Source organism: Erythrobacter sp. S259 (assembly GCF_057364965.1).
In genome coordinates, this window is the sequence record NZ_CP200286.1 from 3,118,792 (window position 1) to 3,144,914 (window position 26,123).

A 26,123-nucleotide genomic window follows, 5' to 3' on the forward strand; every position below is an offset into this window, starting at 1 on the left:
TTTCATGACCTTCCTCGACCTTGGTTTTGATACGCTCTTAGAGCAGCTGTGGCAGCTCATGTTCCTCTCAATCCGCTGCGGCGCTGCGATGTTGGCAGCGCCTATGGTGGGCGGGATGGTGATGCCGGCCACCGCACGGCTTATGGCCGCCTTCGTTATTGCGATCTTCGTCGGCGTCTGGATCCCGCTCCCGCCGCTCCCCGAAATGCTCAGTTTCGCGGCGATCCTTGCTGTCCTTCAAGAGGTCTTGATCGGAGCAGCGCTCGGTTTTGTGCTGCAAATCGCGTTTGCCGTGCCTCTTATTGCGGCGGAACAAATCTCGGGCACCATGGGCCTTGCAATCGCCACCTCGATTGATCCTGCGAGCGGCCAGCAATCGGGCGCGCTGGGCAGTTTTTTTGGACTGATTCTGACGCTTCTTTTCTACATTATCGGCGGGCATCTCTTGTGGTTTCGCCTGATCGTGGAGAGCTACCGTTTGCTTCCAGCGGGCAGCGGCGGCGTTGGCAGCGTCGAGGCACACAGTATCGTGCTGTTCGCAGGGTATTGCATTGCCGCCGCCGCTGCGATTGCGCTTCCGGTGATCCTTGTCCTTTTGTGTGTTCAGGTCATCACCGGGACCATTTCGCGCGCTGCCCCTGCCTTGAATTTGTTTGCGCTCGGCCTTCCCGCTGGCACGCTTGCCGGGATCGCAGCGATGATTGTTGCAATGCCGATCTTCGTGGAGCAGTTCACCAACCTACTTCACGTGGCTCTCGAACAATCGGCCGCCATATTCTCCCCCGGCATCGAAAGCCCCGGAGGGTCACGCTAGCCCATGGCCGAAGAAACACCGGGCGAAAAGCGGTTCGATCCCACCGCCAAGCGTAAGGCAGACGCCGCCAAAAATGGCGACGTGCTGCGCTCCAAAGAGGTTGCAACAGCGTCCGCAATGATGACCGGCACATTCATGCTAGCGATCATTGGTCCGTGGCTATTCACCAGTGTCAAAAGCGTGGCGCTTGCCAGTTTCCAGTTCGAGCTTGACCGCACAGCCCCATTCGACCCCAGCGCGCTGGCATGGAACGCTGGAGCCGCGGTTTTGCCGCCAATTCTGGTGATCGGGGTGACAGTGATGGTTATCACGTCCGCGGTACAATTGCTGCTGGGCGAGGGGCGCTTTGTGCCGCAAAACCTCAAACCCAAAGGTCAGCGCATAAATCCGCTCAACGGGCTTAAACGCATGTTTGGATCACAAGGTCTGATCGAGCTTGGAAAGTCGCTTTTGAAGCTCTTCCTTCTCGGGACGGTTGCCGCCTATTGGATCAACACCACGCTGGTAAGCTTGCTCGGGCTTGGACGCGGAAGCCTGGCTGGACAGCTGGCCTTCGCCTGGGATGCAGGCGGAACGCTGATTTTGCTTTTGGTCGCGGGCCTCGTGATCATCGCCCTTATTGATTACCCGATCCAAATCTTCCAGCGAAACAAGCGCCTCAAGATGAGCTTTGAGGACCTGAAGAACGAGGCCAAACAAGCCGAAGGTTCGCCGGAAATGAAGTCGGCTCGGCGCCAGCGCCAGCGCGATCTTGCGCGCGGTTCAGTGGGCAAAGCGATGAATGATGCGCAGTTTGTCGTCGTCAATCCGGTGCATTTTGCGATTGCCATGACCTATGATCCTGACCTCGCGCCCGCCCCTGTTGTCCTTGCTAAAGGGCGCGGGGAAACGGCGCTGGCTATGCGCGAAATGGCAGGCGAAATGGGGCTGCCAGTGCTTGAGTATCCGCAATTGGCGCGCGCCGTTTACTTCACCACCCGCGTCAATCAGATGGTGCGCGAGGAGCTTTATATTGCGGTTGCCGCTTTGGTCGCATTTGTCCTGTCACTAAAGCGGGGCGAACGTATCGAAATGCCTCAAATTCAGGTGCCTGAAGACCTATGTTTTGATGCGGAGGGAAAGGTTCAAAAAGCCGCTTAAACATTTCTGGGATTGCCCGTCCTTGAAAGCATGGAAAACCAAGGCTCCTCCATCATCTCCGCGCTTGGCGCAGGCAGCGGTATTGATTTCATCCAGCTGGCTAACGATTTGTCCGAGGCTTCGTTTGAGCCTCGCCGCGAAAACCTCAATTTGCGCAATGAAACATTGGCAGGGCAGATATCTGCTGCCGCATTGCTGCGCTCCTCTCTAAATGATCTCGCAAGCGCATTGGGTGACCGGGTGCGCAATGGCGATCTCTCTCCGCAGCCAAGCCTTGGCAATCCCGCAATTGCCGATGTGACCACCACCAGCGGCATTGCCCCTCAGGGAAGCTACTCGCTTGAAGTCACACAGCTCGCCCAAAGCCAAACGCTGGCCTCGCAAAGCTACAGCTCCGGCAGCGATTTGGTGGGTGAAGGCACGCTCAATATCCGCTTTGGCATTGTAAACGGGGCAAGCTTTACTGAAGATGCGGAACAGTCTGCCCTTGCCATCGAAGTCACCGCAGATGACACGCTGAGCTCGCTTGCAAGCAAAATCACATCGGGTAGCGATGGAAAGCTGTTTGCCTATACGGCAGAGGGATCAAACGGCGCAAAATTGGTGATCAAGGGCGAGGATGGGGCGCAAAATGGCTTTGTTCTTGAACCGGTAAGCTCTGCCCTCTTGCCCACCTCAACGCCGGGTGATCTCAGCTATCTTTCTTGGAGCCCGGCAACCGATGAAGGAGAACTGCGCCAAGCTTCGCAAGATGCGATTTTCAGCCTTGATACGGTTGAACTGACCAGTTCCTCCAACACTGTTACGGGCCTGCCAGAGGGCATTGGCCTTACCTTAAACGCGACAAATATTGGCGCACCGACAAGCTTGACCTTTGGCACCAATAACGCAGCTATCAGCGCGGTGATGACTGATTTTGTCGCAGCGCTGAATGATATTGTGACACTGCTCAATCAGGGGTCAGGCATTGGCGGCACGCTTAGCAGCGATTCAGGCGCACGCGGGCTCCGCGCTGACCTTTCAGCGCTGGCAACGCAGGTCGTCATGCCCGGCGCTGCTGAAGGCGAACCCTCAACGCTCGGCGATCTCGGGCTGTCTATCACGCGAGAAGGCACATTTCAGCTTGATCCGAACCGTTTGGCCGCAACCCTTGCCTCATCGCCCGAAGGTGCAGCGGCGATGTTCACAGCCGGGGCCCGCGGGGTTTTTGCAACCATTGATAATCTTGCGCGTGACAACACGCTTACCTCTGATCCCGGCTCGCTTGGCGGGTCTGTTGCGCGTTACGAAGCGCAAATTGAGCGCAATGATGAACGTCTTGCGCGGGTTGCGGAAAATCAGGAATCTCTGCGCAACCGCCTCACCCGCAGCTTCATCGCTGCACAGAGCAATGTGACCTCTTCGCAAAGCACGCTCAGCTTCCTCCAACAGCAAATTGATGCCTTCAACGCATCAAACTAGAATGAGGCGGGCGGTATGATACCCTTTTCCTCCAGTGCTGTGCAGGCTTACCGCAAAGTCGATCTGGATGCGCGGATTGAAGCCTCGTCGAGCGAAGACTTGACACGCATCTGTCTTGAGGAGGCGGTCTCATCGCTTGGCCAAGCGGTTGCTGCAATTGGGCATAGACCAGGACAGGTTCCGCATGAACCGCTTTCGCGGGCTCAGTCGATCGTTCTATGGCTGGCCCGCAGTGTTGCGCCGGATAATGAATTGAGCGGTGCGCTGACCCAGTTCTATGGCGGCTTGGCAGCGACGATCGCACGCAATATGACGCGCGCCTCGCTGCCCGAACTTGCAGAAGTGCGCCGTGATCTGGAAGATGTGCTGGACGCTGCAAGAGCCGCAAAAACAGCTTAGTCGGCGATGGCTTCACGGATTATGCGGGCCGCGTCATCGGGGTCTTGAAACGGGTGGAAGTGGGTCATGTCAGGCCGATCTAGATCGGTGCCGTTTGGCATGCTGGCGGCAAGTCCCGGCCATGTGGGGGACCCCTTGAAGTCGCGCACCTCGCTTTGCATTGCGCGCACGACCGTGGCCGGAACTTCTACGCGGCGTGCGGCGGCTAAGGCGGGTTCGCCCGAAAGGGAAGACATATAGAGGCTTGCTTCCACCTCCGGCGTGCAGGCGAGCTCATAACCGCCATCCGGGGCCGGGGTGAGACCATAGCGGCAATAATTCTCAAACACATCGCGGCGAAAGAGGCTGTAAGGTTCGCGCTCTGAAAAGCGCGCGATCATTTCCTCTACGCTCGCAAAGTTGCGCTTACGCCGCGCTGCGGGATGGACCTGGCCATCCGGCGTCAGTGACACGTTCGCCCGGTAGAACTCAGGGGCAAGGATCACAGGATCAAACAGAACCAGCGAACGGAATGCATCCGGCCGCTCAGCCGCAGCGCGAAGGGTCACATGCGCGCCCATGGAATGCCCCATTCCAACCATATCCCGCAGTTCGAGATGGTCGATTAGTGAGGTAAGCTCATCGACGATGATATGCCATTCATCCAGCGGGCCGCCGCTCGACTTTCCGTGGCCATGCATATCGACGGCGATCAACCGGTATTCGGGGAAATGCGCCGCAATAGGGTCATAGCACCGCGCATGAAAGCCGGTTGCATGGGCGATGAACAGCGTTGGTGCACCGGGATCTGCGGCCCATTCATAATAGGCGAGCGTAATGCCATGCGTGCCGAATTGGCGAAGGATGGGTTCTTTGTTTTGTGTCATTAGGTTAGGCGCTCTGCCCGGCTTTGTCCCCTTCTGACAAGTCTTCATCGGGAAGCGCAGATTTCAGCATGAAGAACCCTGCGAAGGCGGCGACCAGAGAGCCTGAGAGCACGCCCAATTTTACCGCGTCAATCAAAGCGGGATCGGTGAAGGCAAGGTTGCCAATAAACAGGCTCATCGTGAAGCCAATCGCAGCGAGGAGCGATAGTCCGTGGATTTTGCGCCAGCCGACGCCTTCGGGAAGCTGCGCGATGCCTGCTTTTACCGCCAGCCAAGCAAAGCCGACGATGCCCAATTGCTTGCCGATAAGCAGGCCAAGAGCAATGCCCAATGGCAGCGGCTGCAAAAGGTCGGCAGGCGACAATCCGAACAGGCTCACCCCTGCATTGGCAAAGCCAAAGATAGGGATGATCACGAAAGCGACCCATTTGTGGAGGCCGTGTTCCATATGTTCAAGCAAATGCGATCCATCGCGCGCCACCATGGGCACCATCATCGCCGCCGTCACGCCTGCAAGGGTCGCGTGGACGCCCGATTTCAGGACGAAAACCCACATGATGACGGTGAGCAGGACGTAAGGAATAGTGGATGATATTTTCAACCGGCCCACAACAAGCAGCAACGCCAGCATTGCTCCGCCGGCCCCGAGCATCGCGACATCAATTTCCTTTGTGTAGAACAGTGCAATCACTGTGATCGCGCCGATATCGTCGATCACCGCGATGGCGAGCAACAACGCCTTCATCGCCACAGGTACGCGCGGTCCCAAGAGCGATAGAATGCCAAGCGCAAAAGCGATATCGGTGGCTGCTGGAATAGCCCAACCGCTTATGCTTTCAGGCGAATCAAGGTTGATGCCGACGTAAATAAGCGCCGGGATCGCCATGCCCCCGATCGCTGCGGCGAGGGGCAAAGATGCCTTGTCCCATGTGGATAGCTGACCGCTGATAATCTCGCGCTTTACCTCTAGACCGATGAGGAAAAAGAAAATCGCCATCAGGCCATCATTGATCCAAAGCAGCAGCGATTTGTTGATCGCAAACTCGCCAAAGGATACATTGAGCTTAGTCGAAAGTGTCCCAAAATAAGCGTCTGCGAGTGGGCTATTCGCGATTAGCAGCGCCAAACCGGCCGCTGCGATCAGCACAATTCCACCTGCGCTTTCTTGCTTGAGGAAGTCTTTGAGAGCAGCGCTCACCCGGTTGATCATCAATAGGTCCTTTGAGAAAGGGTCTTGCAAATAGCTCAACCAGTGAGCTTGAAGTGGGTTCCAATGCTGCGCGCACATCAGGCCGCGCGGCCTACTCCTTGATGTTCGTGCAGGAACAGCGCGCTCGCCCATGCATTGACAATCAGGCCGCTTCAGTCGAACGCGCTGGAGCAATACTCCCTCTCATCCTCACCCATCGGAGCCCTTTTTTGCGCGACGTCCCATCCCAAGCGCTGCCAACTTCTGCGGAATTCCGTAATGCCATGGGGCATTTTCCCACTGGCGTGTGTGTGGTCGCGCTTGAGACAAGCGAAGGCGAGATCGCTGCTATGACGATCAATTCCTTCGTCTCGGTTTCGCTGGACCCGCTTTTGGTGTGCTGGAGCCTTCACAATTCCTCAGGCCGTTTCGACCTGTTTGCCAAGGCGAAGCGCTTCACGGTCAGCATTCTGGCAGCCGATCAATGCGAGCTTGCGATTGCCTATGCATCGCGCGAGGCCAAAGCGGTTCGGGGAGAGGATTTTGAGCCGAGCGCTGGGGGCTGTCCCGTTGTCAAAGGCGCGCTCGCTTCGTTCGAATGCGAGGGGTTTGCGCAGCATGTCGCAGGCGATCACACGATGATCCTTGGTCAGGTGAAAGGGCTGAGCAGACCGCCAGAAAAGGGCGCGAAGGCGCTGGGTTTCTTCAGCGGCGAGTTTATCCCGATCTCTAAGGCTTAGGAAGCGCCTTTCAATACAAGATCATCTGAGTGCAGCGGAAGAGGGCGCATTTGCGGCCCGTCTCTTTATGCGTGACGGTGGAGCTCCAAACCTGCGTTGTGCGCCCCAGATGTTCTGCGTCGGCGCGGCCAATAAGTGTGCCTTCGCTGGCGGTGCCAAGGAAGTTCGATTTGAGCTCAATCGTGGTGTAGCCCTTTGCTCCCTCAGGCAGGACATTGCCCGAAGCAAAGCCGCAGACGCTGTCGGCCAAGGCGATCATCGAGGCTGCATGAAGCGCATTGGCCCCCGAACGCAAATGATGCGGTGCAATCACCATTTGCGCCTCAAGCCAGCCTTCGCCTTCATCAATCAGAGTGATCCCCATATGCGGGACCAGCCCGCCATTTGCTGGGTGAAAGCGGGGGTCAGTCTTGGGATCAGCCGCGGGATCGGCCATTATCCGCCAATCGGACGCGTGCCATCGCCCAGCACAATAAAGGCTGCCCAATAGAAGGGGTGCGAGGTGTTGGCATCGTCCATGAGCTCGCGCTGGGATTTGCCGAGCGAAACCGAGAGGCCTTGATCCTGACCAGAAATGAGGCCTTGTACAAGACGCTGTGTCGCGTTGAAATCATCGGGCACCGGCCAGTGGCTGGCGACAACCGCGCGCGCGCCTGCTCCAACGAATGCTCTAACCAGACCATCAAGAGCGTAGTTGCCCCCTCCCACAACGCCTGCCTCGCGTGAGGCTGCTGTGGTGGCGATACCGGCGGTGTCGCATGCGGATAGGATCACAACATCGGCGTCCAAGTTAAGGTCGAAGATTTCCTTGAAGCTAAGGAGGCCATCAGATCCATTATCGCCAAACGAGGTAACAAGTGCCGGCCTTGCTGCACAATTGGGCTTAGGCGCGGTCACAAGCCCGTGGGTTGCAAAGTGCACGACGCGGTAATCCGATAGCTTGTCATTGGCGAGAAGCGCGGTGTCTGAAAACTCGTCTTCGACCTTCACTTCGCTGTTTGCCTGACCATAGAGGTTGGCAGCGAAATAAAGCTCATCAGAGGCAATCGGATCGCGCCATGTGTCGAGCCCCCATGCACACGGATCGCTAGGATCAGCGCGGCCTGTGGGCAGCGAATTGGAGCCAACGCCGAGATAGGCCTTTTTCGCTTTAGAAGAAGCAATGCGGCGAATGTCGAGGAAACCGCGCGGGCTCACCGCAATCGACACATCACGCGAACGGCCAAGCCAGTCGATCTCGCGGTAATCGTAAAGCTCATCGTCATCGAATGTATTGGCAGTCCGCTCAAGATAAGCATCAACGCCGTCCTGACCCGCGATCAGCACTTGCGGCGGCAATTGCAGCATCGGGCCATCAGGCTCGAAGATGATGTGCTTTGCGCGCGCCATTTCTGCTTCGATGGGCCCGAACAGGCGCAGGTACAAATCACGCGCTCGCTCTACATCGAACGGATAGGTAACTTGCTCGCCGCCCTCGGAAATGACAATAGAATCGCGGATGAAAGCAACCGCTTCGTCGATTTCAGCAAGGCCGCCCTCGATCTTGAAGCTGCGGGCATCTTTGGCCGTGATCCAGAGAGTGTAAACCTCTTCATCGAGCAGGACCATTTTGTAGTAAGCTTCGCCGGCCTTTAGCTCAGATTGAAGCTCAGATAGGTCAAGCCCAGTCGGTGAGAGTGCGCGGAAGCGGGGGAAGTCGCCAAGTTTCGATAGGAGCCCTGTTTGTTCTGCACGCAAATACGCAAGCGTTTCGCGCGCCGCGATCAGCCCATCGGCTTGGAGCTGAGTTGGCCTGGTAAGAGCTGCCAAACGGTCGGCGCGCGCCTGTGTCCGGGCGATCTCACGGCTGCGGTTCAGCGATAGGCGGAAGAGGGCAGAGGCCTCGTCATCGCCTTCCGACATTTGCCGCGCTAGGATCGCTTGGGTCTGTGCAACGCCGGGGCGCTGAAGCAATTGCGAGGCTGCGAAAAACTCAGCTGTTGCATCGGCTGTGCCTTGCTCTGCAAGCATCGAGAAATAGGGCTCGAGCAAATTCCTGAGGCTGGCCCCGCTGTCCGTTGTGTTCTGGGCGCGCTCAACGATATTGCCAAAGATCTCTCGGGCCTCATCATCGCGGTCCAGACGCAGCAGGAAGCCGGCTTTGCGCGCAATCGCGGCAAGCAGAACAGGAGACTGCGGATAATCGCGTGAAATCGCATTGGCCGCCACATCATAGGCCCTCAAAGCGACATCGTTGCGCCCTTGACCTTCAGCCACTAAAGCGCGCTCGATAGCAATTTCAGAGCGCAGCCAGCGTGCCGAAGACACGCGGCCCTCACGCACATCAGCGATGCGCGCATCAGCAGCTTTCAGAATGCGGCTAGCGTCCGCCAAATTGCCCTGTTGGCGCGCGATGGAGCCGCGAATGGCATCGCCCTGCGCATCCAAAAGCTCAGCGCGTTCAGCTTGGCTCAGGCCCAGCTCAACCCCGCCGAGGCGTTGCAGGGCAATGTTCTCACGGTTGATCTGTGCGGACAGCGGATTGTCGATAAACCCTTCGCGGATCGACAGTTCTTCCGGGTCCTGAGAAACCTCGCGCATAGGCTGTGCCAATGCATCAAGCGCGGCTTCGGGGAAGCGGCGGTTGATGAAATTGATCGCCCGGTAATTTCGGATGAGGCGCTGTGCGACACCGTCATTGCGGGTTAGGGTCTCATCAGCGCGGGTGAAAAGCGCTTCGGCGGCCTGATAGTTGCCAAGATTGCTTTGCTGAAGGCCCTGGTTTGCGAGAACCTCAGCATAAGCAGAAGTGCGCGCTTGCGTGCGGCCAAGCAGGTTTTCAAAGAACTGCCCGCTTTCTGCAAAACGGCCCGAATTGTTGCGAACATAGGCTTCATTGAGAGCATCAAATTCGCTCAAAGCGCCCGCTTGAACGCGCGCGAAGGCCGCGGCATCACTAACTTCGGTTTGCGCTACTTCGATTGTGCCGGGAAGCGCTTTATCATTGAAAACACTGGCCAATGCGAGGCGGAGAACCGGGTCATACCCTGCAAGTCCTTCCGCCACATATGTGCGGCCATCCTGTTCGAGCGTGTAGCTGCGATAGGCAACGCCGAACTTCTCATCCTTGCAGGTGAGCTTTGTCACATCGCCGATCATGTCGATTTGAGCAGGCTCAGGCGCGCTGCATGCCGCGTTTTCGCCGGCGGCTTCGGGCTGTCCCGTTCCGCCTGCTCCTTCGCGCAGGACCATAAGTTTACCCACATCACCCGACGCATCGCGGCAAGTGAGGCGGTAAGCGCGGTCAAACATAGTTTTGAGCCGCGGTTCAGCAGGGGCGTTTTGCGCCGTACAACGCACGCCTGCATTTCCGACACGGAAGCTGGTTTTGATCGAGAGCGGCTCACCTTGAGAAGACGCCGGGGTGACCAATGCGCCGCCAGTCAAAACTAAGGCGGCGCCTGTAGCGGCCAAAATTACGCTTGAAAGTCTCATGATTGGCCTCCGGTGTCTGCTGACGTTTGGGCAGGTGGGGCGACGGTCACTTCCGGATCGAGCAGGGCAGGGTTGCCTGAACCGCTGATTGGATCATTGATCGTACCGCGCTGTTCAAGAGTGTCGGTGTTGATGAGGCTAGGCGGCGCTGAGATTGGGCCGGTTACCGGACCTTCGCTCTCCTCTTCCTCGTCTTCAGAGGTCTCCTCTTCTTCCTCAGACTCGTCGTCATCGGTTTCGTCTTCAGTTTCTTCTGTTTCCTCGCCGTCTTCGGCCTCACTCTCGCTCTCGCGGTCATCCGAAGCATCACCCTCGTCAGAAGAGCTGTCGCCCTCATCAGAGCCGCTTTCGGTCTCGGAGCCGCCCTCATCCGAACCGCCATCGCTTGATGAAGCGTCGTCGCTATCGCTGGGTTCGATATCGAACTCGCCGGGACCGCCGCCATCGTCATCCACTGCATCAACGGCTACATCAACGCCGCTGGTGGAGCCGGTGCCGCTTGCTTCTGCGCCGCCGGGTGCACCGGAGGCAGAGGCATCTTCGCTGCTATCTGCGCCTCCGGCATCGTTGGTGCCGCCTGCGCCGGAGCTGGTGGTTGCGACCGCGCCGCTCACCGAGGCTGAGACAGTTGAAGTAATCTCGCCCGTCGATTCTGAAAAAGCGGTACAGCCTACAAACAGGCAGCCGTTGATCTGGCTACCAGCACCAATGCCATTGATATTCTCAGCCGCGCCGAAGATCGCAGTCGCAGCGGCATCGCCGGTGATATTCGTGCCATCAGTTCCCGCGATTTGGCCATTGATAAGCACCAGCGAGCCGTTTGTCTGATCGCCATTGATCACAAGACCATCGGCGCTAGCGATAACAAAGCCTGCGGGCACTTCTTCGGTGCCCACGTTCTGAATAATAGCTGCGTCATCGACATTGATGACAAGAGCGCCCGCGGTGATGACACTTCCTTCAACCGGGGTTGCCGCCGGCGCATTGATTAGCGCTTGTGCATCCGCAGCAGAGAGGTCTGGGCCAAACCCATCAATCACGCTGGTATCGCCGACAATAAAGCTGCCAGCGTTTACGCTCAATGTGCTGCCTGCCGTTCCAAGGTCGATGCTGCCTGTTTCGTGGTTGAGCGTGACCCGGCCGGCTGAGAGCGACAAGTTATCGGTGCTGACGATACTGCCGACCACCGCAATGCTTTCCGCTGAGGAGAAGGCCACATCTGCAAGTCCGTCAATTGCAGTCACGTCCAGATCAGCAATCTGGATTGCGGAACTCGTACCGCCGCCAATTGTAAGACTGCTGCTGCTCAAGCGTTCGAGCAGCTCTTGGCTAAGCACAAGACCGTCAAATTGCGCATCCGCTGGACCGCCGACGAGGATATCGCCGCCTACAGTCGTACCCAAAGAAACGCTGCCAATTGGGCCAGTCCCGATCGCTCCATTGGCGCCAAATTCGATATTTGCCGCATTGATGGTGACATTTGGCGCTGTCCAACTGCCGCCAATGGTAGAGGTGCCGCCCGATTGCGCAAGGATTGCGCCTGCGGTCACATCGCCCAGCGTGATTGAGCCGCCTGCGATGAAGCTTGCGTTGGTGCCAGTGTTGACCGTTCCGCCTGCTGCAATATCGCCAGAGGTCGATGCGGCGCTTAAGCTGCCGGCGTTCACTTCGGCAAAGTTGATTGATCCCGAGGCGCTCAGCCCAATGTTGCCTCCGTCCGCATTAAGCGAACCGGCCGTGATCGTGCCGGTTGGCGAGGCGACCGCAGCGGCCTGCGCTGTTGTTTTGGTGCCGGGTGCAACGGATTGCGCGCCGCCTCCGGCGCTTACGCTGATCGACCCAGCCGTAACATCGGCCAGCGTGACAGCGCCAGCACCCGAAATATCGGCAGAATCGGCGACGCTGAGCGTTTCGCCAGCGCTGACACTGCCGGTCAAAGAGCGAAGACCAAGGCTGCGCGTCGATGCCATCTGGATGCTGATATCGCCATCAGCCTCAATATCGGCCTCTTCCTCGGCATTGATCGCGCCGGTTGCCGTGATAGTTCCATCCAGCGATCTCAGCATAACAGAGCGCGCGTCGATATTCGCAAAATCAATCGCGCCGGATGCTTCAAGATCGACCGAACCATTACCAGCGCTCAAATTGAGCGCTGAGATCGAACCACCTGCCGACCGAGCGGTAATGGATCCGGCAGTCACATTGCCAACTGAGATAGAGCGGCCCGCGGTAAGTCCGACGCCTGCATCAGCAAACACATCGCCAGAGACCGAAATGTCTCCAGAACCGGCCATCAAATCGAGCGCGCCCACAAAAACGCTGCCTAGCATCACAGTATCGGCGGCATTGACCACCGCAACGCCCGCCGCGGTAAGGCTGCCTTGCACAACCACATTGTCGCCAAGCGAGCTCAGGTTGATACTCGATCCGCTTACGTTTTCGACCGCAAGGCCGCCTCCTGCGGTAAGGGTGATCGAATTGTCGCCACTCATCAGGTCTGAGGCGACAATATCGCCTGCCGCGTTCAACGATATAGAATTGGCGGTGAGCCGGTCAGCAGTGATCGAGCCCGCAGCATCCGCTGTCAGATCGCCTGCCAGATTAAGCGGACTGTCGAAATTCACATCACCGTTCAGCGAGCGAAGCAAGAGCGAGGCTGCATCGACCGATCCCGGAGCGGTCAAGTTACCGTCTGCTTCGATTACAATCGAGCTGCCGGGCGTGCTGAGAAGGCCCGTGTCGAGCATTCCGCCCGCTCCCAATGTGAGCAAGAGGGATGAGGCGGTCAGATCAAGCGCGGTGACAGAACCCGGTGAATTAAGGATGAGATCGCCTGGTGTTGCAAGGTTCGCCTCGAGGAGAATATCGCCTTGTGTCGCGGCAAGCCCAAGCGAGGCAGCGTCAATCGTTCCGGGCGTAAAGGCCGGACCCGCCGTGTCGTCGCCTGAGGGGACAAAGCTGCCCGCTGTGATGTCCAAAACATCGCCTGCCGCATCAGAGCCGCTGGCAAGCAGGGCAACCTCACCTTGAGTGGTGATATCAATCGTACCAAAATTCAAGCTCGCACCATCACGTAAAGTGATCAGGAAAGGCTGCGCGGTGACCGGCGCGAGCGCTCCCATCGCGTCCTCTTCCAGATAGTCCGGCGCGCTGTCGCCTTCGATATTGGCTGTGAAAGAGCCAAGGACCACATCGGCTTGTTCAATTTCGAGGTCGCTGAAGGCTGAATACTCATTGGCACCTGCCACAGCGCCCGTGCCACCTTGGCCTCTGCTGTTGATCACCACTGTACCGATATTGGCGCTGCCGGTCAGCGCGCTCTCAAAAGCCTCGGTCACGAGCAAACCGCCGTTGCCGCCAACGCCGTCACCGCCATTGCCCTGAACTGCACCCGCACCGCCATTCCCGCCAGTCCCGTTAAGGGTGAAGGTCACATTATCAGTGGTTACATTGGCGCCGCGGACTAAGAGAGTGGCGCTCCCACCAACCGCTTCGCCGCCGTCGCCGCCCGTACCGGTATTGCTCACACCGCCGTCACCGCCGGTGTTGGTCATTGTGACAGTTATATCTGTGAAAGTACCAGATCCGCCTAAAGCACCAGTGACCGAGCCACCACTTGCAGTCCCGATCTGTATGTTGCCAAAGCGTGCCTGACCGCCGTCGCCGCCGTTACCGCCGGTTAGGCTGTCTCCGCCCCTGCCGCCTGTCGCAGTGGAAGTGATTGTCGTTGCCCCGTTCACCTCCAGGATGCCGTTGATCGCCCGGCCAAGGATAGTGCCGCTACCGCCGGTAGCATTGCCGCCCGTGCCGCCATCAGCACCTCTAAGACCGTCGCTGCCGTCACCGCCTGTGATGACGGAATTGACGCTGATGCCAGCCACTGAGATTAACGAGTTGGGGATCGTTTCTTCATTGAGCGATGCAAGAGTGGTTGCGCCGCCGAGCGCATCGCCGCCTGCACCCTGCGTCTCACCGGCTAGCGCATCGCCGCCAAACAGTTGCTCGTCCAAGGTCAACGCGCCGCTTAATGTAACGATACCATTAGCTAACAACAGTTGACCGCCACCGGTGACGCTTCCCCCGGTTTGGCCATTGCCGCCGCGCCCAACCGATACTTGATCCAAGCCGCCGTCCAGAAGAAGGGATCCACCTTCGAATGCGAAAAGCTGCGTGGTTACCGTTGTCGCAGTGCCGCCGATGCCGCTTGGCGCATTTCCTCCGGTGATTTCACTGAACACGCTGACGTTACCATCAATCGCCAGATCAGAGTTTGCTGAGCCAATGATGATTTGAGCGATTCCGGACCCGGCGTTGCCGCCATCACCGCCAAAGAGTGCGGCATTGCCCCCTGTAGCCGTTGAGGTGAATTCGATATCGGCATTGACGTTTGCAACATTCGAAACACCGTCAGCTGAGTAATTGAGCACGCCAGCTTCAGTAAAGGCTTCGCCGCCCAGATTAGTGCCCGCGCCTAACGCTGAGCCGCCAGTTGACTGACCGTCGAAAGCCACAAGCACTGCGTCGAGGCTTGAGCCTCCCGAAATGTTGATGCTTCTGGAACTGGTTGACGCGGACCCGCCGTCCCCATCCTGGGCGTCCCCGCCGAATGAGATTGAGTTTAAAAGGATCAAGCCGTCTGCGGTTAAGGCGGTGTCTTGCAGACTAAGATCAACAAACCGGTTGCTTGCACTTGCGCCGCTTTGACCAGGTGCCAGGCCATTGCCGCCAAATGCCTGCGTATCGAAGACCAAATCGCCTGCTATGTTGACTGTTGAGCCAACAAAGTTTGCATTCACTGTCGAAGACGTGGCGGAACCACCCGCTGCGCCGTCGCCGCCGCGCGCGATCGCTTGCGCCTCCAGATCGCTCTGGATGTCCAGAACCGAATCATTGGTGGCAAAGTTGATGCTTCCAAATTGAGCCTCGCCGCCCACACCGCTTCCATCACCGGATCCGTTGCCGCCAACGCCTTCTAAGACGAGGCCCGAAAACGCCGCGTTTACGCTGGAGCTATTGATGGCAAAATCAATGTTTCCAAGATTAGCCGCACCGCCTGAGGCGCTTAACGCGCCGCCGGCACTGTTACCGCCAAACACGCTATTGATGATTTCCAGATTGCCAAAGTCGGCTGTTGAGTTGTCGATAGTGGCTACGATCCCGTTGCCAAAGCCGACGCCGCCAACGCCGCCATCGAAGCTTGTGTTGCCGCCAACCGAAATCTGGCTAATCAAGAATGGCGATGCAGAACTGCCCGGTAAGTTAATCGCCGAACCTTCGAAAGCGTTGAGCGACATGAAGCCCGCTTGAGCAAAGCCTCCATCACCGCCGCCGCCCGCTCCGCCTTGGATCTCGCTCGTAATGAAACTGTCAGCTTGCGGGTCGTTGCCTTGGACATTGATGGCCGCCGATGGTCCATTTGCGTTGACGGAAACAGCAGCACCGAATGCGTTTCCGCCTCGATTGCCGGTTGAAATTCCGCCTGTCGAAAGCGCAGTAACCTGAAGCGCATCTCCTACAAGGAGCGAGCCGTTTTGACCAACGGTGACATTAAGCGAGCCACCGTTTGCCATACCGCCGAGACCCAAAGTGGCATCGCCGCCGCTCACATTCGCCATGAAGGCAAGCGTGCCGCCGATCTGTGTGTCGGAGCCTAGATCGGTGTTGATCTGCACCGAGGAGCCAAAGGCATCGCCTCCGGTCCGCCCATCGCCGCCTTCCGATGTTGTCATAAATCTGGCATCGCCGCCAATGGAGACATCGCCGCCGTGGTTAAAGATTTCATTGACGTTCGCATTGGCAGCGCCGCCATTTTGGACCTGCGCATCGCCGCCAATCGCAATCACCTGCGAAATCCAGTCGCCTGTCACTGTGGAGCTGCCAGTAACGCTTGCACCCAAACTCGACGAGCCGCTGCCTGCATTGCCGCCTGCCCCTTGCAGCGCGCCTGCGTTACCGCCAATCGCTTGAGAACGAAGGTTCACATCGGCGTTCACCGAATTGGTGCCGCCTTCAAAGCTGATTGTGACCCGATTTGAATTTGCATCACCGCCGCGGCCAAAGCTGTCCATATTTCCGGCGGTTTCGATTGAACCGCCTTGGGCAATCGAGTTCAGACCGAATTGTGCTGCGGTAATGGATGATTGATTTTGGTCACTAGTGATGCTGACCAAGGCCTCACCTGCGGTTGCCATCCCGCCCAAATTGTTGAACGCGTTGCCGCCGGTTGCCCTTGCAGTAAGATCAAACGAGTCCTGGACTGTGATTTCACTGTCATTTTGGAACACAAACACAGAACCGGTCGACGCGCTGCCGCCTTGAGAAGTGTACGCAAGCCCGGGATCAAACGCTTCATCAATGAGCGAATTGCCGCCAATAGCCTCGTTGGTAAGGGTAAAATCTCCAGCGACCGAAAGATCGGAATTGTCATTGATGTTTAGGGTCAAAAAGCCATTGTTTGCACCGCCGCCAACACCTGCAGCATCGCCCCCGACACCCAGCATGGTCAGATTGAGCCCGCTGACAATGTTGAGCGTGCTGTTAGCGATGGAGAAGTTCAAACCTCCAGCATTGCCAGAGCCGCCAAATGCGGAATTGTCAGAAGATCCCGTGCCCCCCATGGCGGCAAGACGGAATTCTTCGACAGCCAGTGTCGCATTGGTGCCTGCAAAGCCCACAAGGAGACTTCCCGTACCTGCATTGCCTCCGCTTGTGCGCTCGGCACCGGGAAGAGCTGAGCCGCCAATTGCCTCGCCAAGGAATGAGATACGGCCCAGATCCTGAGTGCCGCCAGATGCCTGAATTTGCGACACGCCCACACTGGCATCGCCGCCTCGGCCGTCATCTTCACTGGTATCGCCGCCGACCGCGCGGTTGACGAAGCTTAGCGCATTCCCAGGGGCGTTCGGCAAAGACACTTCGGCGTCTGTGGTGACGATAAAGTCGACATTGCCCGTGCTCGCACTGCCTCCATCGCCATCAATTCCGACCCCGCCAATCGCCTCGCTGAGAAGGAAATTGAGTTCGCCCGAGGCAGGATCGCCGAGGGTGTTGGGACTTGTGACCGTGATCGAGCTGCCCAAGCCGTTCGTCCGCAGGCGCGCATTGCCACTGGTCGCACTGCCAGCCTGAAGGCCCATCCCGTCGCCGTCACCGGCCACAGCTCGGGATGCAATGTTGGCCTCGCCCGTGGTGATTGAACCACCTGTGCCTGCGAACAGATCTGCCCCGCCTGACACCGCGCTACCCGCTTGCCCCGCGATCGCTTCATTAATCACCCGGGTCACGCCAGTGACATTAATTTCGCCCTGGTCCTGAGCTCTGACCTCGGCCAAAAGTGGCTGAGCGGTAAGGCCGGAAAAATCATTGGAAAGGTCAACCCTCGCCGCTGATATCATATCGCCGCCGACAGTGAGGACAGACCCGGTTCCCGAGACAAAAATCTGAGTATTGCCCGTCTCGACAACGCCGTTCAGATCGCCATCAACCGTGCCGATTGCAGCGACATTAAGGTCGCCGGTGATATCCGCAATCGAACCATTAAAGACGCGGAATTCCGCAGAACCTACATCAGCGCCCGTACGCGCGTGATCGGCCACAAGGTTAAGATCACCACCAACCGTTAAGCCGCCAACAGAGCCAGTGCCAGCATCGGTATTGAGCGAGGCCAAAACTTGTTGCCCGGAGAACGCCGCGCCTCCGGCAAAGTCCAAACTGTCGCGAATATTGAGGGTGACGTTACTCGCCGCCTTGCCAACGACGCTTGATGTAAAGTTGATGCCGGCGCCAAAGCCAGTGTCCTCAGGCGTGATGGTAATCGTGCCATCGCTGACCTCAAGCGGATCAATCTCCCCGCCAGTGATGTTGAAGCCGGCTGAAAGCACGACCGTATCGCCGTCCATGAAAGCGCTGTTTGCAACGTCAAAGCCAAGCGAACCGCCGCCGCTAATAGCGATTGTCGCGGCGCTGTTTTTCGAAATCGCGACCATGTAAACGCGGCTGGAGCCGTCTACGCTGGCTGCCCCGCCAATGATGCCGGAGTTATCAATCGGCGTGGCAAATTCACTACCAATATCGACCTGAATATCGAAAAGGCCGTCTGGGCTGAAGGTAATTGAGCCCGCTTCCCCGCCAACGAGGGCTGCTTGCCCATCCACAAAGATACTGCCGCGATTGACGATGCTCGGGGCGAAAAGGGCGACATAGCTTCCCGGATTTTGATCGGCGAAGATTTGCGCCCCTGCGTCAATGCGGACCTCAGAATTGGGAAGAGACTGTTGAAATTCGACCGTATCGCCGAGAATGAAATTGCCAAAACCATCCGTCACCGGCTCAGCTGTGGTCAGCCCGAGATTGCCCACGTCGAAAACGGCGTTGGAGCCCACCAAAATGCCGCCTGGGCTATAGAAGAAGACGGTGCCGCCGACCTGACCTTGAATCTCTGAGATGACTGTGCCGTCAAAAACAATGCGGCGAGATGTATCCATCGGCAAAATACGGTTGAGCACCGCAAAATCGGTAATGATCCCATCATCTCTGAAAATCGCAGTTGAGCCGAACGACTGAAACTGAATATCCCCGCCGCCACCCTGATCAAAAGGCTGCCAGTCGATCACCACGCCTTCGCTTTCCACAATGACCTCTGTGAGGTCTGGGCTACCGAGGACCTGCGCGCCGCCTTCGACGACAATGGCCTCTGCCTGAAAGGATTGAGCAGAGGTCGAAGATGCGGTGAGCATTATGCCTGTCGCCAATGCCAAAGCAGAGGTTTGCGTTAGAGCTTTCGAGTGCGTCTTCAGTGTCATTATCGTGTACTCTCGCGAGGAAAACCTAAAAGCGGGCGGCCTAGAAACGGGCAGACAGTGTGAACAGACCTCTTATGGGGCCGCGCTCCATTTGCAGTCCGGCGCGTTTCAATGGAACGGCGACCATGGCGTCCAAAGAATAACGACCTGCAAACGTAAGCCTCATGCCGGTGCCTACCGAATAAAGGTCATCATCTGGCTCAGGCGCTTCGTTATAGATCCTGGCCAGATCGAAAAACGCGTAAGGCTGAACCGCCACTTTGCTGCCCCACGGCACGGTCGCTGTGCGCACCTCTGTCGTCATGGCAAAGCCGCTGTCACCGATGATCGTGCCGGGATCGTAGCCGCGGCCAACCGAGAAGTTGCCTGCTGAGAACTCCTCAAACCCGAACAAGCCGCCGCTGAGCGACAATTGGGCCCGCGGCCTAAAGGCAACCGCCAATTTGGGCGTAACGGACAGTTCGAGATCGCCGCTTGCCCGGATCACCGAAGAGGTGGGCTCGCCGTCGATGCGTCCCGGATTGATCTGATCGGCGGGACATTGCGGCCCAAGGCACACCGCATTCGCGCCAAAAATATCGAAACCCTGCCGGAATTCGAGCGAAGCCGATGCCTGATAACGCGGCGCGCGCCGGTTAAGATCAATTGTATCGTAGTCAAACTTCAGCCAGCCCACGCGGATACGGTCGCGCGAAAGCGGCGCTATAAAATCCACATCCTGGTCGATATAATCGAACCCGCCGCTAACGAAGAAGTTTTCGCCTTGTGTCCGCTTAACCGGATAGCTTGCCGAAAGGCTCGCAAACAAGGTTGTCGCCTCAAGGTCCTGCGCCGCGATACCGAAATTTGCAGCCGTGCCAATATCAGGTTTGGTTAGCGCATATGTTACCTGACCGCCAACGGTCAGACCTGAACCACCTGGGCGGAATTCGTGAGCCGCCTGAAAGACCTCTTGCTCTTCGAAATCGCTGCTGGTGAAATACGAAAGTGAGGTCACATCGCCAAGGCCGGTGAGGCCAAAGAACTGCGCTTGGGCCTGCGCGCCAACGGGCCCTGTGCCCTCAGCACCAAAGTTTTGAACCGCGACGTCAAACGCAAATCGCTCACGCCGGACAGTGACCTCGCCGATGAGATCGCCTGGCGCTCCGCCAGCAGGACGCAGGGTCAGATTGACAGTGTAGCCGGGCAGATCGCGTGCCAGAAGCAGTGCACGCTCTGCCTGATTGCGGTCGAAAATCTCATCTTCCGCCAGACGTCCGAGATATTGCTGAAGCTTGGTTTCCGCGCCCCTTGTTTCACCCCGGGCACGCACTGCGCTGATCCGGCCATAAAGGACTTCAAACTCAACCGAGCCATCCTCGATCCGCTGCGTGGGGACCTGTGTTGCGGCAAGATAGCCTTTGTTGCGAAGGATTGTAGCGGCCGCATCGCGGATCTCACAAAGGACAGCCACCGGATGATTTTGACCCCTGAAAGGCATCCATGCTGGTTCAAGCTCTTGAGGAGTCGCGCCTTTGAGGCCGTTGAAGGCGACCTCTTCGACCGTAACCGTGACATCGGCATATTGCGGGTCGGCCAAAGAACATGGCGAGCGTTCAATTCCGCCTTCAATTTCAAGGCGCGGTGTAGGCAATTGCTCTGTTGGAGCAATGCCCTGTAATTCTTCACGCGTGGGTGCGATTTGCCCGGATATTTGTGCAGACGCTTCGCTAGCCGTAGCCAGGGTCATACCGCCCAGCACGACTTGACCAAATGCAACTGGAACAGCCCCCGTCCAGGTGCCCGCCCAGCAGGCTTTACTCGATTTCATTATTCCCCCTTGGCGCCCCGACCCCTGCAACAAGCGCAGCAATTGCAGCTGTTGCCTTATTCTTCGCCGCGTTTTTCGTATGCGTAAAGCTCCCCGGCGGCAAGGGCATGTTAAGCATAAAATTGTAGTCCCCTCTGTTACTTATGGCTGTGATTTATGGCACAAATGTAAAAACCTAATGCTTTTCAGTATCTAACGCTCACACATCAGAATCCACAGGTTCTGATAGGTGAGAACTCAAGATTGGAGGAAGCGGAATTGGAGCGGATTTCGAGACGAAATTGCTTGCCTCATTGTGTTACAAGTTCGATGTGCACTGGATTGGGGTGCCTGAATCAGGGGCGGTGATGAACCGTTGATCAGGTAATTTCCGGGGGTTTAAGAAACGTTTAAATATGCCAGGCACTGACACCAATCCTGCGTCTGATCCTTCAATCGAAAACCGCCAATTGCAGCGGACCATTGCGCAGATGCGCGATGCGCTCGAGGAGAAGGACCACGAGGCGCGCTTGCTCGCTCAAAAGGCACAGGTCGATGCCGCAGCGGAAATCGCTCAGCTCAAAGATACGGTGCAATCCCTGCGCGATACGCTTGAAGAACAGGCAGCGGGCATTGGCGATGCGGTGCAGGCGGCACGCGCAGAGGCGGCAGGCGAAATTCGCCAGCTCAAAGACACCGCGCAAAGTTTAAGAGACGCATTAGAAGAACAACGTTCTGAAACCGCACGCGCGGTACAAGCGGAAAAACAAGCCGCCGCCGCTGAGATTGCAGCTCTGCAAAAAGCGTTGCAGGATCAGCGCGAGGTGATGGATGATTTGCGCGCCAATGCTGCGAAGGACAAACAGTCCGCTGCTTTGGCTCACCGCAATTCGATTAGAGAGCTACAGGCCACGGTGCAGAAATTGCGCGATGCTCTGATGGAGAATGCAGCATGAACGATTTGCCAGGCAAGATCGAGCCTGAAAGCGAGGCGTCTGCCCTTTCACAAGAAGATCGGTTGAAAGAGCTTCAGATGATTCTTGATGTGTCGCGTCAGGTGGCCTCGATGGATACGCTTGATGCTGTGCTCGACACGCTGATGAGCGTGGCAGTTGATGCGGTGGGCGCAGATCGCGGTTCGTTATTCCTGCATGATCCCGCCACGAGCGAGCTGTACAGCCGTATCGCGCAAGGGGTGAAGCGGCGCGAAATCCGCATCATGGATGATATCGGGATCGCTGGCGCTGCGTTTCACAGCGGCGAGGGGCTGATCATCCATGACGCCTATTCCGACCCGCGCTTCAACAGCGATGTTGACCGGGAGACCGGCTTTAAAACCCAGAGCATTCTGGCCTGTCCCGTGCGCAATGCGCGCGGTGAGATTATCGGCGTTGCGCAGGCGCTAAACAAGTTGGACGGTGCATTCGATAACCAGGACCTGGCTATTCTGGGAGGGATCACGACGCAGTGTGCGATTACGCTCCAATCCATGCAATTGGTCGAACAGATGGAGGCCTCTCGCAAGCGCGAGGTTGAGTTTCTCAACATCGTCTCTGAGATGACCAGCGAGCTTGAGCTCACCACGTTATTGCGCAGAGTGATGGCAGAGGCGACAGCAATGCTGGATGCGGAACGCTCAACGTTGTTCATCAATGACGAGAAAACGGGCGAGCTTTTCAGCCATGTGGGGGAGGGCCTCGATTCCATGGAAATCCGCTTGCCGAATACGGCCGGGATCGCGGGCTCTGTTTTTACCAATGGTGAGGCGATCAATATCCCTCACGCCTACGCAGACCTCAGGTTCAACCCTGCGTTCGACAAGCAATCGGGATTCTTTACCCGGTCCATTTTGTGCGTGCCTGTTGTCAATAAGGCCGGCGATGTGATCGGGGTCACACAGGTTCTGAACAAGCGCGGCGGGCCCTTTTCTGAAGAAGACGAGAGCCGCCTCAAAGCCTTCACCGCGCAAATTGCCATCGGGCTCGAGAATGCGAAGCTCTTTGCTGATATTCAGTCGATGAAGAACTACAATGAGAGCATGCTGCAATCCATGTCGAACGGTGTAATCACCTTCGATGAGAAGCAGGAAAATCGCACCTGCAACCAGGCCGGGGCGCGGATATTGCGGTGCTCTGCAACCGAACTCATTGGCAAGTCTCCAGAAGAGGTGCTGGGTGAGGAGAACGCCTGGCTTGCTCAGGCTATCGCGGATGTTTCTGCGTCTAGCACGCCGCAATCCTTGCAGGATGTGGAGCTGGTCTTTGAGGGGGATACAGTCTCTGCCAATGTCACCGTGCTTCCTATGGTCTCAGGCGAGGAAGAAGCGCTGGGCACGCTTTGCATGATCGAGGATATCTCGGATGCAAAGCGCGCAAAATCGACGCTCTCGCGCTACATGGACCCCGGGGTTGCTGCTCAAATGCTCAGCGGCGGGGGTGAGGATGAATTTCTTGGAGGAAAAGACACCACGGCCACGGTCCTGTTTTCCGATATCCGCGGCTTTACCACCATTACAGAGACACTCGGTGCGCAGGGCACCGTTGCGCTGCTCAATGATTATTTTGAACTGATGGTGGGCTGCATTACCGATCAAGGCGGCATGCTCGACAAGTTCATTGGTGATGCAATTATGGCGGCGTTCGGCATCCCTGTGGGGCATGACGATGACGAAGATCGGGGGCTTAAAGCCGGGATCAATATGATCACCTCACTCGGCGAATGGAACAAGGAGCGCGCGGCTCGCGGCGAAATGCCGGTCGATATGGGGCTCGGGCTCAACACCGACCGAATTGTTGCAGGCAATATCGGCTCTAAAAAGCGCATGGATTACACCATGATCGGCGACGGGGTTAACCTCGCAGCGCGTTTGGAAAGCGCATGCAAGCAATATTCTGCGCGCATTCTCTTGTCCGAATACACCGTGGCGAAGCTTAAAGGCGTCTACCGCCTGCGCGAGGTTGATAAGGTGGTGGTCAAAGGCAAAACGGAACCCGTTGGTGTGTTCGAATGCCTCGATTATCATGACGATACGACCTTCCCCGAACTGCAAGAGGTGCTTGGCTGCTTTGGCGAGGGCGTAAAGCTCTACCGCCGCCAGGAATGGGACCGGGCGGCGGGTTTCTTCACCAAGGCGCTTGCAGCCAACCCTGAAGATACTCTCAGCCAGACTTACATTGACCGGTGCGAGCTTATGAAAGCAAACCCTCCCGGCGATACTTGGGACGGCGTCTGGGTGATGACGTCGAAGTGAGCTTTTTCTGCGCTGGAGCCGGGGTGCCAACGATTTGCGCAAACGCATCTTCGATTGTCCAGTAATCAAAGATAAAGCCGCTGTGCAAAGCCTTGGTGGGAAGCACGCGTTGCCCGCTTAAGAGCAGTTCGTGCGCAAAGTCCCCGAATGTAGCGCGCAGAGGCGCAGATGGCACAGGCACAAGGGCATGGCGGCCAAGTGCATCCCCAAGCGCCTTGGTGAAGCGAGCATTGGTCACAGGTTCCGGCGCAACCGCGTTCAAAGGGCCGCTCACCGTGCCGGTGGCCGCCGCATGGCAGATCAAACGGACAAGGTCATCGCGGTGGATCCAGCTCGTCCATTGCTTCCCATCACCAAATCGGCCGCCCAATCCAAATTCAAACGGGGTAAGAAGCTTGGCAAGCATCCCGCCGCTTCGATCAAGCACAAGCCCAGTGCGAAGGTATACGGTGCGAACACCCAATTTCTCAGCCCGCGCCGCTGCCCGTTCCCACGCAGCGCAAACACGGCGTGAGAAACACGGGCGACCATCTGACGCCTCGGTCAAAGGCTCATTGCCGCGAAGACCGTACCAACCAATCGCCGACCCATTGATGAGCACCGCAGGCTTTTGCTCCAAGCGGCCGATCAAACGGACCACTTCGTAAGTGGTCTTCAACCGTGAGCGAATGATCCGTATGCGTTTTGCCTTGGTCCAAGGGGTATCGGAAATCGGCTCACCTGCAAGGTTCACGATGGCGTCGATTGGCGCATTGCCCGGTATCTCTTCAAGCGATTGGACGATGCGCAACGGTCCCTGCGCAAGAAGCGGTTTGGCCTTGGCCTTATCTCTGGTGAGCACAGTTACTGTATGGCCAGCGCGAAGCAGACTTTCGGCAAGCCGCGCTCCGATAAATCCGGTGGCTCCTGTGATAAGCACAGATTGACGTTCGGGCAGCGCAAGCGCGAGTTCGCCCGGCTCGCGGTCGGCCAAACGCTTGGTCCGCCGGGCCGCTGCAAGATCGCGAAGGCCAGAGACGATGACGCCGAGGCTGGCAACCACACAGAACCAGCTCATCAACCCATGATCAGCACTAACCAAAGCAGAAGGTTTGCCTGCAAGGTCAACAAGCCAAGGGATGAGCATCGCGAGGATTACGCCGTAATTGAGAGTGAGAAGGGTGTGAGTGATCCGCTCGCTTGGTGGGAGGAGGCGTGTGCGGTCTTCCTCGACGAAATCCCACAATGTTATGTAAAGCTCGCCCAGAAGAAGAAGGATCAGCGCAATCGCCCAAGCGCCTTGCGGTTCGCTCCAGCCAAGCGCCATGAACATCACGGCATAGACGAGGTTTCTGATGCCATGAAGCGTCAACTCCAACCGCTGCGAGGGCCGCCAGTGCCAAGCGCTCAGTCCCCTCGTGGTGATAGAGCGTATCAAAGGCGCCCATCATCATTTGTGCAAAGATGAAGAACCAAAGAATATCGGTCATTGGACGTCTCCGTTTTGGGTGTCAGTTTGATCATGAAAGCGGCAATGCTGATGCATCACCCCGCCCAAAACTGGGTGTTTGAGGGAAAGGGTGAAGGTGAATGCGCCGCTGTTTCCAAGTTCGCTTTCATCCGAATGCTCAATGCTCAGCTCACCCGGGGCGATCCAGCGGGGCAGGCGGAGGCGGCGACCAAAAATTTCGACGAAGTAATGATCGCTAACAAAGCGAATACCCCGTGGGCCCGCGCTAACATTAAGAGCAATTCCAACGCCCCGGCCCAGATATTCCTCAAGCCCGGTTGGCCCCGCAAAACGCTTTGCGGAATGGATGACCTGCGGGAATCCGCGCTTTCTTGCGTACATGCGGGTCCAAACCTGTCCGCCGCTTGCGCCATCTTCGGTGACGCTCACACTTGCAGAGACCCCGCCTTCGCATTCCAGCGGCAGCGGCGCACCGATCACTCGGCAAGCCTGCGCCAAGATACGGCCGCTCAGGTTCATGCGGCACATTTCAACCTGACCGACATAATTTGCGGTCTCGCCCACCCCAAGATGTTTGCCAAACCGTGCGCGAACAAGCGGAGGAAGCGCATCCCATGCAGGCTTTCCCAGCAATTGGCGAAAACGCATGTCGGCGAGCTTCGCAGGAGATTGGACGCCGCGCGGCTCCCGCTCTTGCGGTCTCTCGTTTGCTAGCTTTTGCATCGCGCTCGCCTCCTGAATGATTAGTCA

At 57.5% G+C, this 26,123-nt stretch carries 15 protein-coding genes; 7 read left to right on the plus strand and 8 right to left on the minus strand.

Going from position 1 to position 26,123, the window contains the following annotated elements; translation table 11 throughout:
- Positions 1 to 4: 4 nt before the first annotated feature.
- From AC0V60_RS14920 to AC0V60_RS14935, 4 genes are read left to right on the plus strand one after another with little or no spacing between them, the layout of a single operon-like run.
- Entirely contained in the window at positions 5 to 814 is an 810-nt protein-coding gene (locus AC0V60_RS14920) for a flagellar biosynthetic protein FliR (protein WP_486179216.1), read from the plus strand.
- 3 nt (positions 815 to 817) lie between these two features.
- Positions 818 to 1,954 carry an EscU/YscU/HrcU family type III secretion system export apparatus switch protein gene (locus AC0V60_RS14925; RefSeq protein WP_486179217.1) on the plus strand — a complete coding sequence of 379 codons (1,137 nt, stop codon included), beginning with the start codon at positions 818 to 820 and terminating at the stop codon, positions 1,952 to 1,954.
- A 30-nt stretch (positions 1,955 to 1,984) separates the two neighbouring features.
- On the plus strand, positions 1,985 to 3,415 hold the full coding sequence (gene fliD / locus AC0V60_RS14930) for a flagellar filament capping protein FliD (protein WP_486179218.1): 1,431 nt from the start codon (positions 1,985 to 1,987) through the stop codon (positions 3,413 to 3,415).
- A 15-nt stretch (positions 3,416 to 3,430) separates the two neighbouring features.
- Positions 3,431 to 3,814, plus strand: a complete 384-nt coding sequence (locus tag AC0V60_RS14935) for a flagellar export chaperone FliS (protein ID WP_486179219.1) — start codon at positions 3,431 to 3,433, stop codon at positions 3,812 to 3,814.
- Here the strand turns inward: AC0V60_RS14935 and AC0V60_RS14940 are convergent.
- Positions 3,811 to 4,680: an alpha/beta fold hydrolase gene (locus AC0V60_RS14940; RefSeq protein WP_486179220.1), complete on the minus strand. Its 870-nt coding sequence runs from the start codon at positions 4,678 to 4,680 to the stop codon at positions 3,811 to 3,813. The two genes, AC0V60_RS14935 and AC0V60_RS14940, sit on opposite strands and share 4 nt — an antisense overlap.
- A gap of 4 nt (positions 4,681 to 4,684) precedes the next feature.
- Positions 4,685 to 5,890, minus strand: a complete 1,206-nt coding sequence (gene nhaA, locus AC0V60_RS14945; protein WP_486179221.1) for a Na+/H+ antiporter NhaA — start codon at positions 5,888 to 5,890, stop codon at positions 4,685 to 4,687.
- Between the two features lie 209 nt (positions 5,891 to 6,099).
- Here nhaA and AC0V60_RS14950 point away from each other — a divergent pair, with 209 nt between their 5' ends.
- Positions 6,100 to 6,609 (plus strand): flavin reductase family protein, encoded by a 510-nt coding sequence (locus AC0V60_RS14950; protein ID WP_486179222.1) that lies wholly within the window; start codon positions 6,100 to 6,102, stop codon positions 6,607 to 6,609.
- Positions 6,610 to 6,619: 10 nt separating this feature from the next.
- On the opposite strand, the gene AC0V60_RS14955 is transcribed toward AC0V60_RS14950, so the two are convergent.
- From AC0V60_RS14955 to AC0V60_RS14970, 4 genes are read right to left on the minus strand one after another with little or no spacing between them, the layout of a single operon-like run.
- Entirely contained in the window at positions 6,620 to 7,045 is a 426-nt protein-coding gene (locus tag AC0V60_RS14955; RefSeq protein WP_486179223.1) for a PaaI family thioesterase, read from the minus strand.
- Entirely contained in the window at positions 7,045 to 10,083 is a 3,039-nt protein-coding gene (locus AC0V60_RS14960; protein ID WP_486179224.1) for a CHAT domain-containing protein, read from the minus strand. The genes AC0V60_RS14955 and AC0V60_RS14960 overlap by 1 nt, the downstream gene beginning before the upstream one ends.
- Positions 10,080 to 18,884, minus strand: a complete 8,805-nt coding sequence (locus tag AC0V60_RS14965; protein ID WP_486179225.1) for a beta strand repeat-containing protein — start codon at positions 18,882 to 18,884, stop codon at positions 10,080 to 10,082. Before AC0V60_RS14965 ends, AC0V60_RS14960 begins: the two co-directional genes overlap by 4 nt.
- 40 nt (positions 18,885 to 18,924) lie before the next feature.
- A complete protein-coding gene (locus tag AC0V60_RS14970) occupies positions 18,925 to 20,694 on the minus strand; it encodes a ShlB/FhaC/HecB family hemolysin secretion/activation protein (RefSeq protein WP_486179226.1) in 1,770 nt (589 codons plus the stop codon).
- A gap of 395 nt (positions 20,695 to 21,089) precedes the next feature.
- Here AC0V60_RS14970 and AC0V60_RS14975 point away from each other — a divergent pair, with 395 nt between their 5' ends.
- Positions 21,090 to 21,629 carry a hypothetical protein gene (locus tag AC0V60_RS14975; protein ID WP_486179227.1) on the plus strand — a complete coding sequence of 180 codons (540 nt, stop codon included), beginning with the start codon at positions 21,090 to 21,092 and terminating at the stop codon, positions 21,627 to 21,629.
- On the plus strand, positions 21,626 to 23,923 hold the full coding sequence (locus tag AC0V60_RS14980) for a GAF domain-containing protein (protein WP_486179228.1): 2,298 nt from the start codon (positions 21,626 to 21,628) through the stop codon (positions 23,921 to 23,923). Before AC0V60_RS14975 ends, AC0V60_RS14980 begins: the two co-directional genes overlap by 4 nt.
- Here the strand turns inward: AC0V60_RS14980 and AC0V60_RS14985 are convergent.
- Complete coding sequence (locus AC0V60_RS14985) at positions 23,862 to 25,274, minus strand: TIGR01777 family oxidoreductase (protein WP_486179229.1); 1,413 nt, start codon at positions 25,272 to 25,274, stop codon at positions 23,862 to 23,864. The genes AC0V60_RS14980 and AC0V60_RS14985 overlap by 62 nt on opposite strands.
- 114 nt (positions 25,275 to 25,388) lie before the next feature.
- Complete coding sequence (locus AC0V60_RS14990) at positions 25,389 to 26,096, minus strand: DUF4166 domain-containing protein (protein ID WP_486179230.1); 708 nt, start codon at positions 26,094 to 26,096, stop codon at positions 25,389 to 25,391.
- Between the last annotated feature and the right edge of the window lie 27 nt (positions 26,097 to 26,123).

Coding starts and splice junctions, on each gene's coding strand:
- AC0V60_RS14960 (WP_486179224.1), bottom strand. CDS start 10,083: ATGAGACTTTCAAGCGTAATTTTGGCCGCTACAGGCGCCGCCTTAGTT.
- AC0V60_RS14980 (WP_486179228.1), top strand. CDS start 21,626: ATGAACGATTTGCCAGGCAAGATCGAGCCTGAAAGCGAGGCGTCTGCC.
- AC0V60_RS14970 (WP_486179226.1), bottom strand. CDS start 20,694: ATGAAATCGAGTAAAGCCTGCTGGGCGGGCACCTGGACGGGGGCTGTT.
- AC0V60_RS14940 (WP_486179220.1), bottom strand. CDS start 4,680: ATGACACAAAACAAAGAACCCATCCTTCGCCAATTCGGCACGCATGGC.
- fliD (WP_486179218.1), top strand. CDS start 1,985: ATGGAAAACCAAGGCTCCTCCATCATCTCCGCGCTTGGCGCAGGCAGC.
- nhaA (WP_486179221.1), bottom strand. CDS start 5,890: ATGATCAACCGGGTGAGCGCTGCTCTCAAAGACTTCCTCAAGCAAGAA.
- AC0V60_RS14935 (WP_486179219.1), top strand. CDS start 3,431: ATGATACCCTTTTCCTCCAGTGCTGTGCAGGCTTACCGCAAAGTCGAT.
- AC0V60_RS14925 (WP_486179217.1), top strand. CDS start 818: ATGGCCGAAGAAACACCGGGCGAAAAGCGGTTCGATCCCACCGCCAAG.
- AC0V60_RS14965 (WP_486179225.1), bottom strand. CDS start 18,884: ATGACACTGAAGACGCACTCGAAAGCTCTAACGCAAACCTCTGCTTTG.
- AC0V60_RS14920 (WP_486179216.1), top strand. CDS start 5: ATGACCTTCCTCGACCTTGGTTTTGATACGCTCTTAGAGCAGCTGTGG.
- AC0V60_RS14955 (WP_486179223.1), bottom strand. CDS start 7,045: ATGGCCGATCCCGCGGCTGATCCCAAGACTGACCCCCGCTTTCACCCA.
- AC0V60_RS14990 (WP_486179230.1), bottom strand. CDS start 26,096: ATGCAAAAGCTAGCAAACGAGAGACCGCAAGAGCGGGAGCCGCGCGGC.
- AC0V60_RS14975 (WP_486179227.1), top strand. CDS start 21,090: ATGCCAGGCACTGACACCAATCCTGCGTCTGATCCTTCAATCGAAAAC.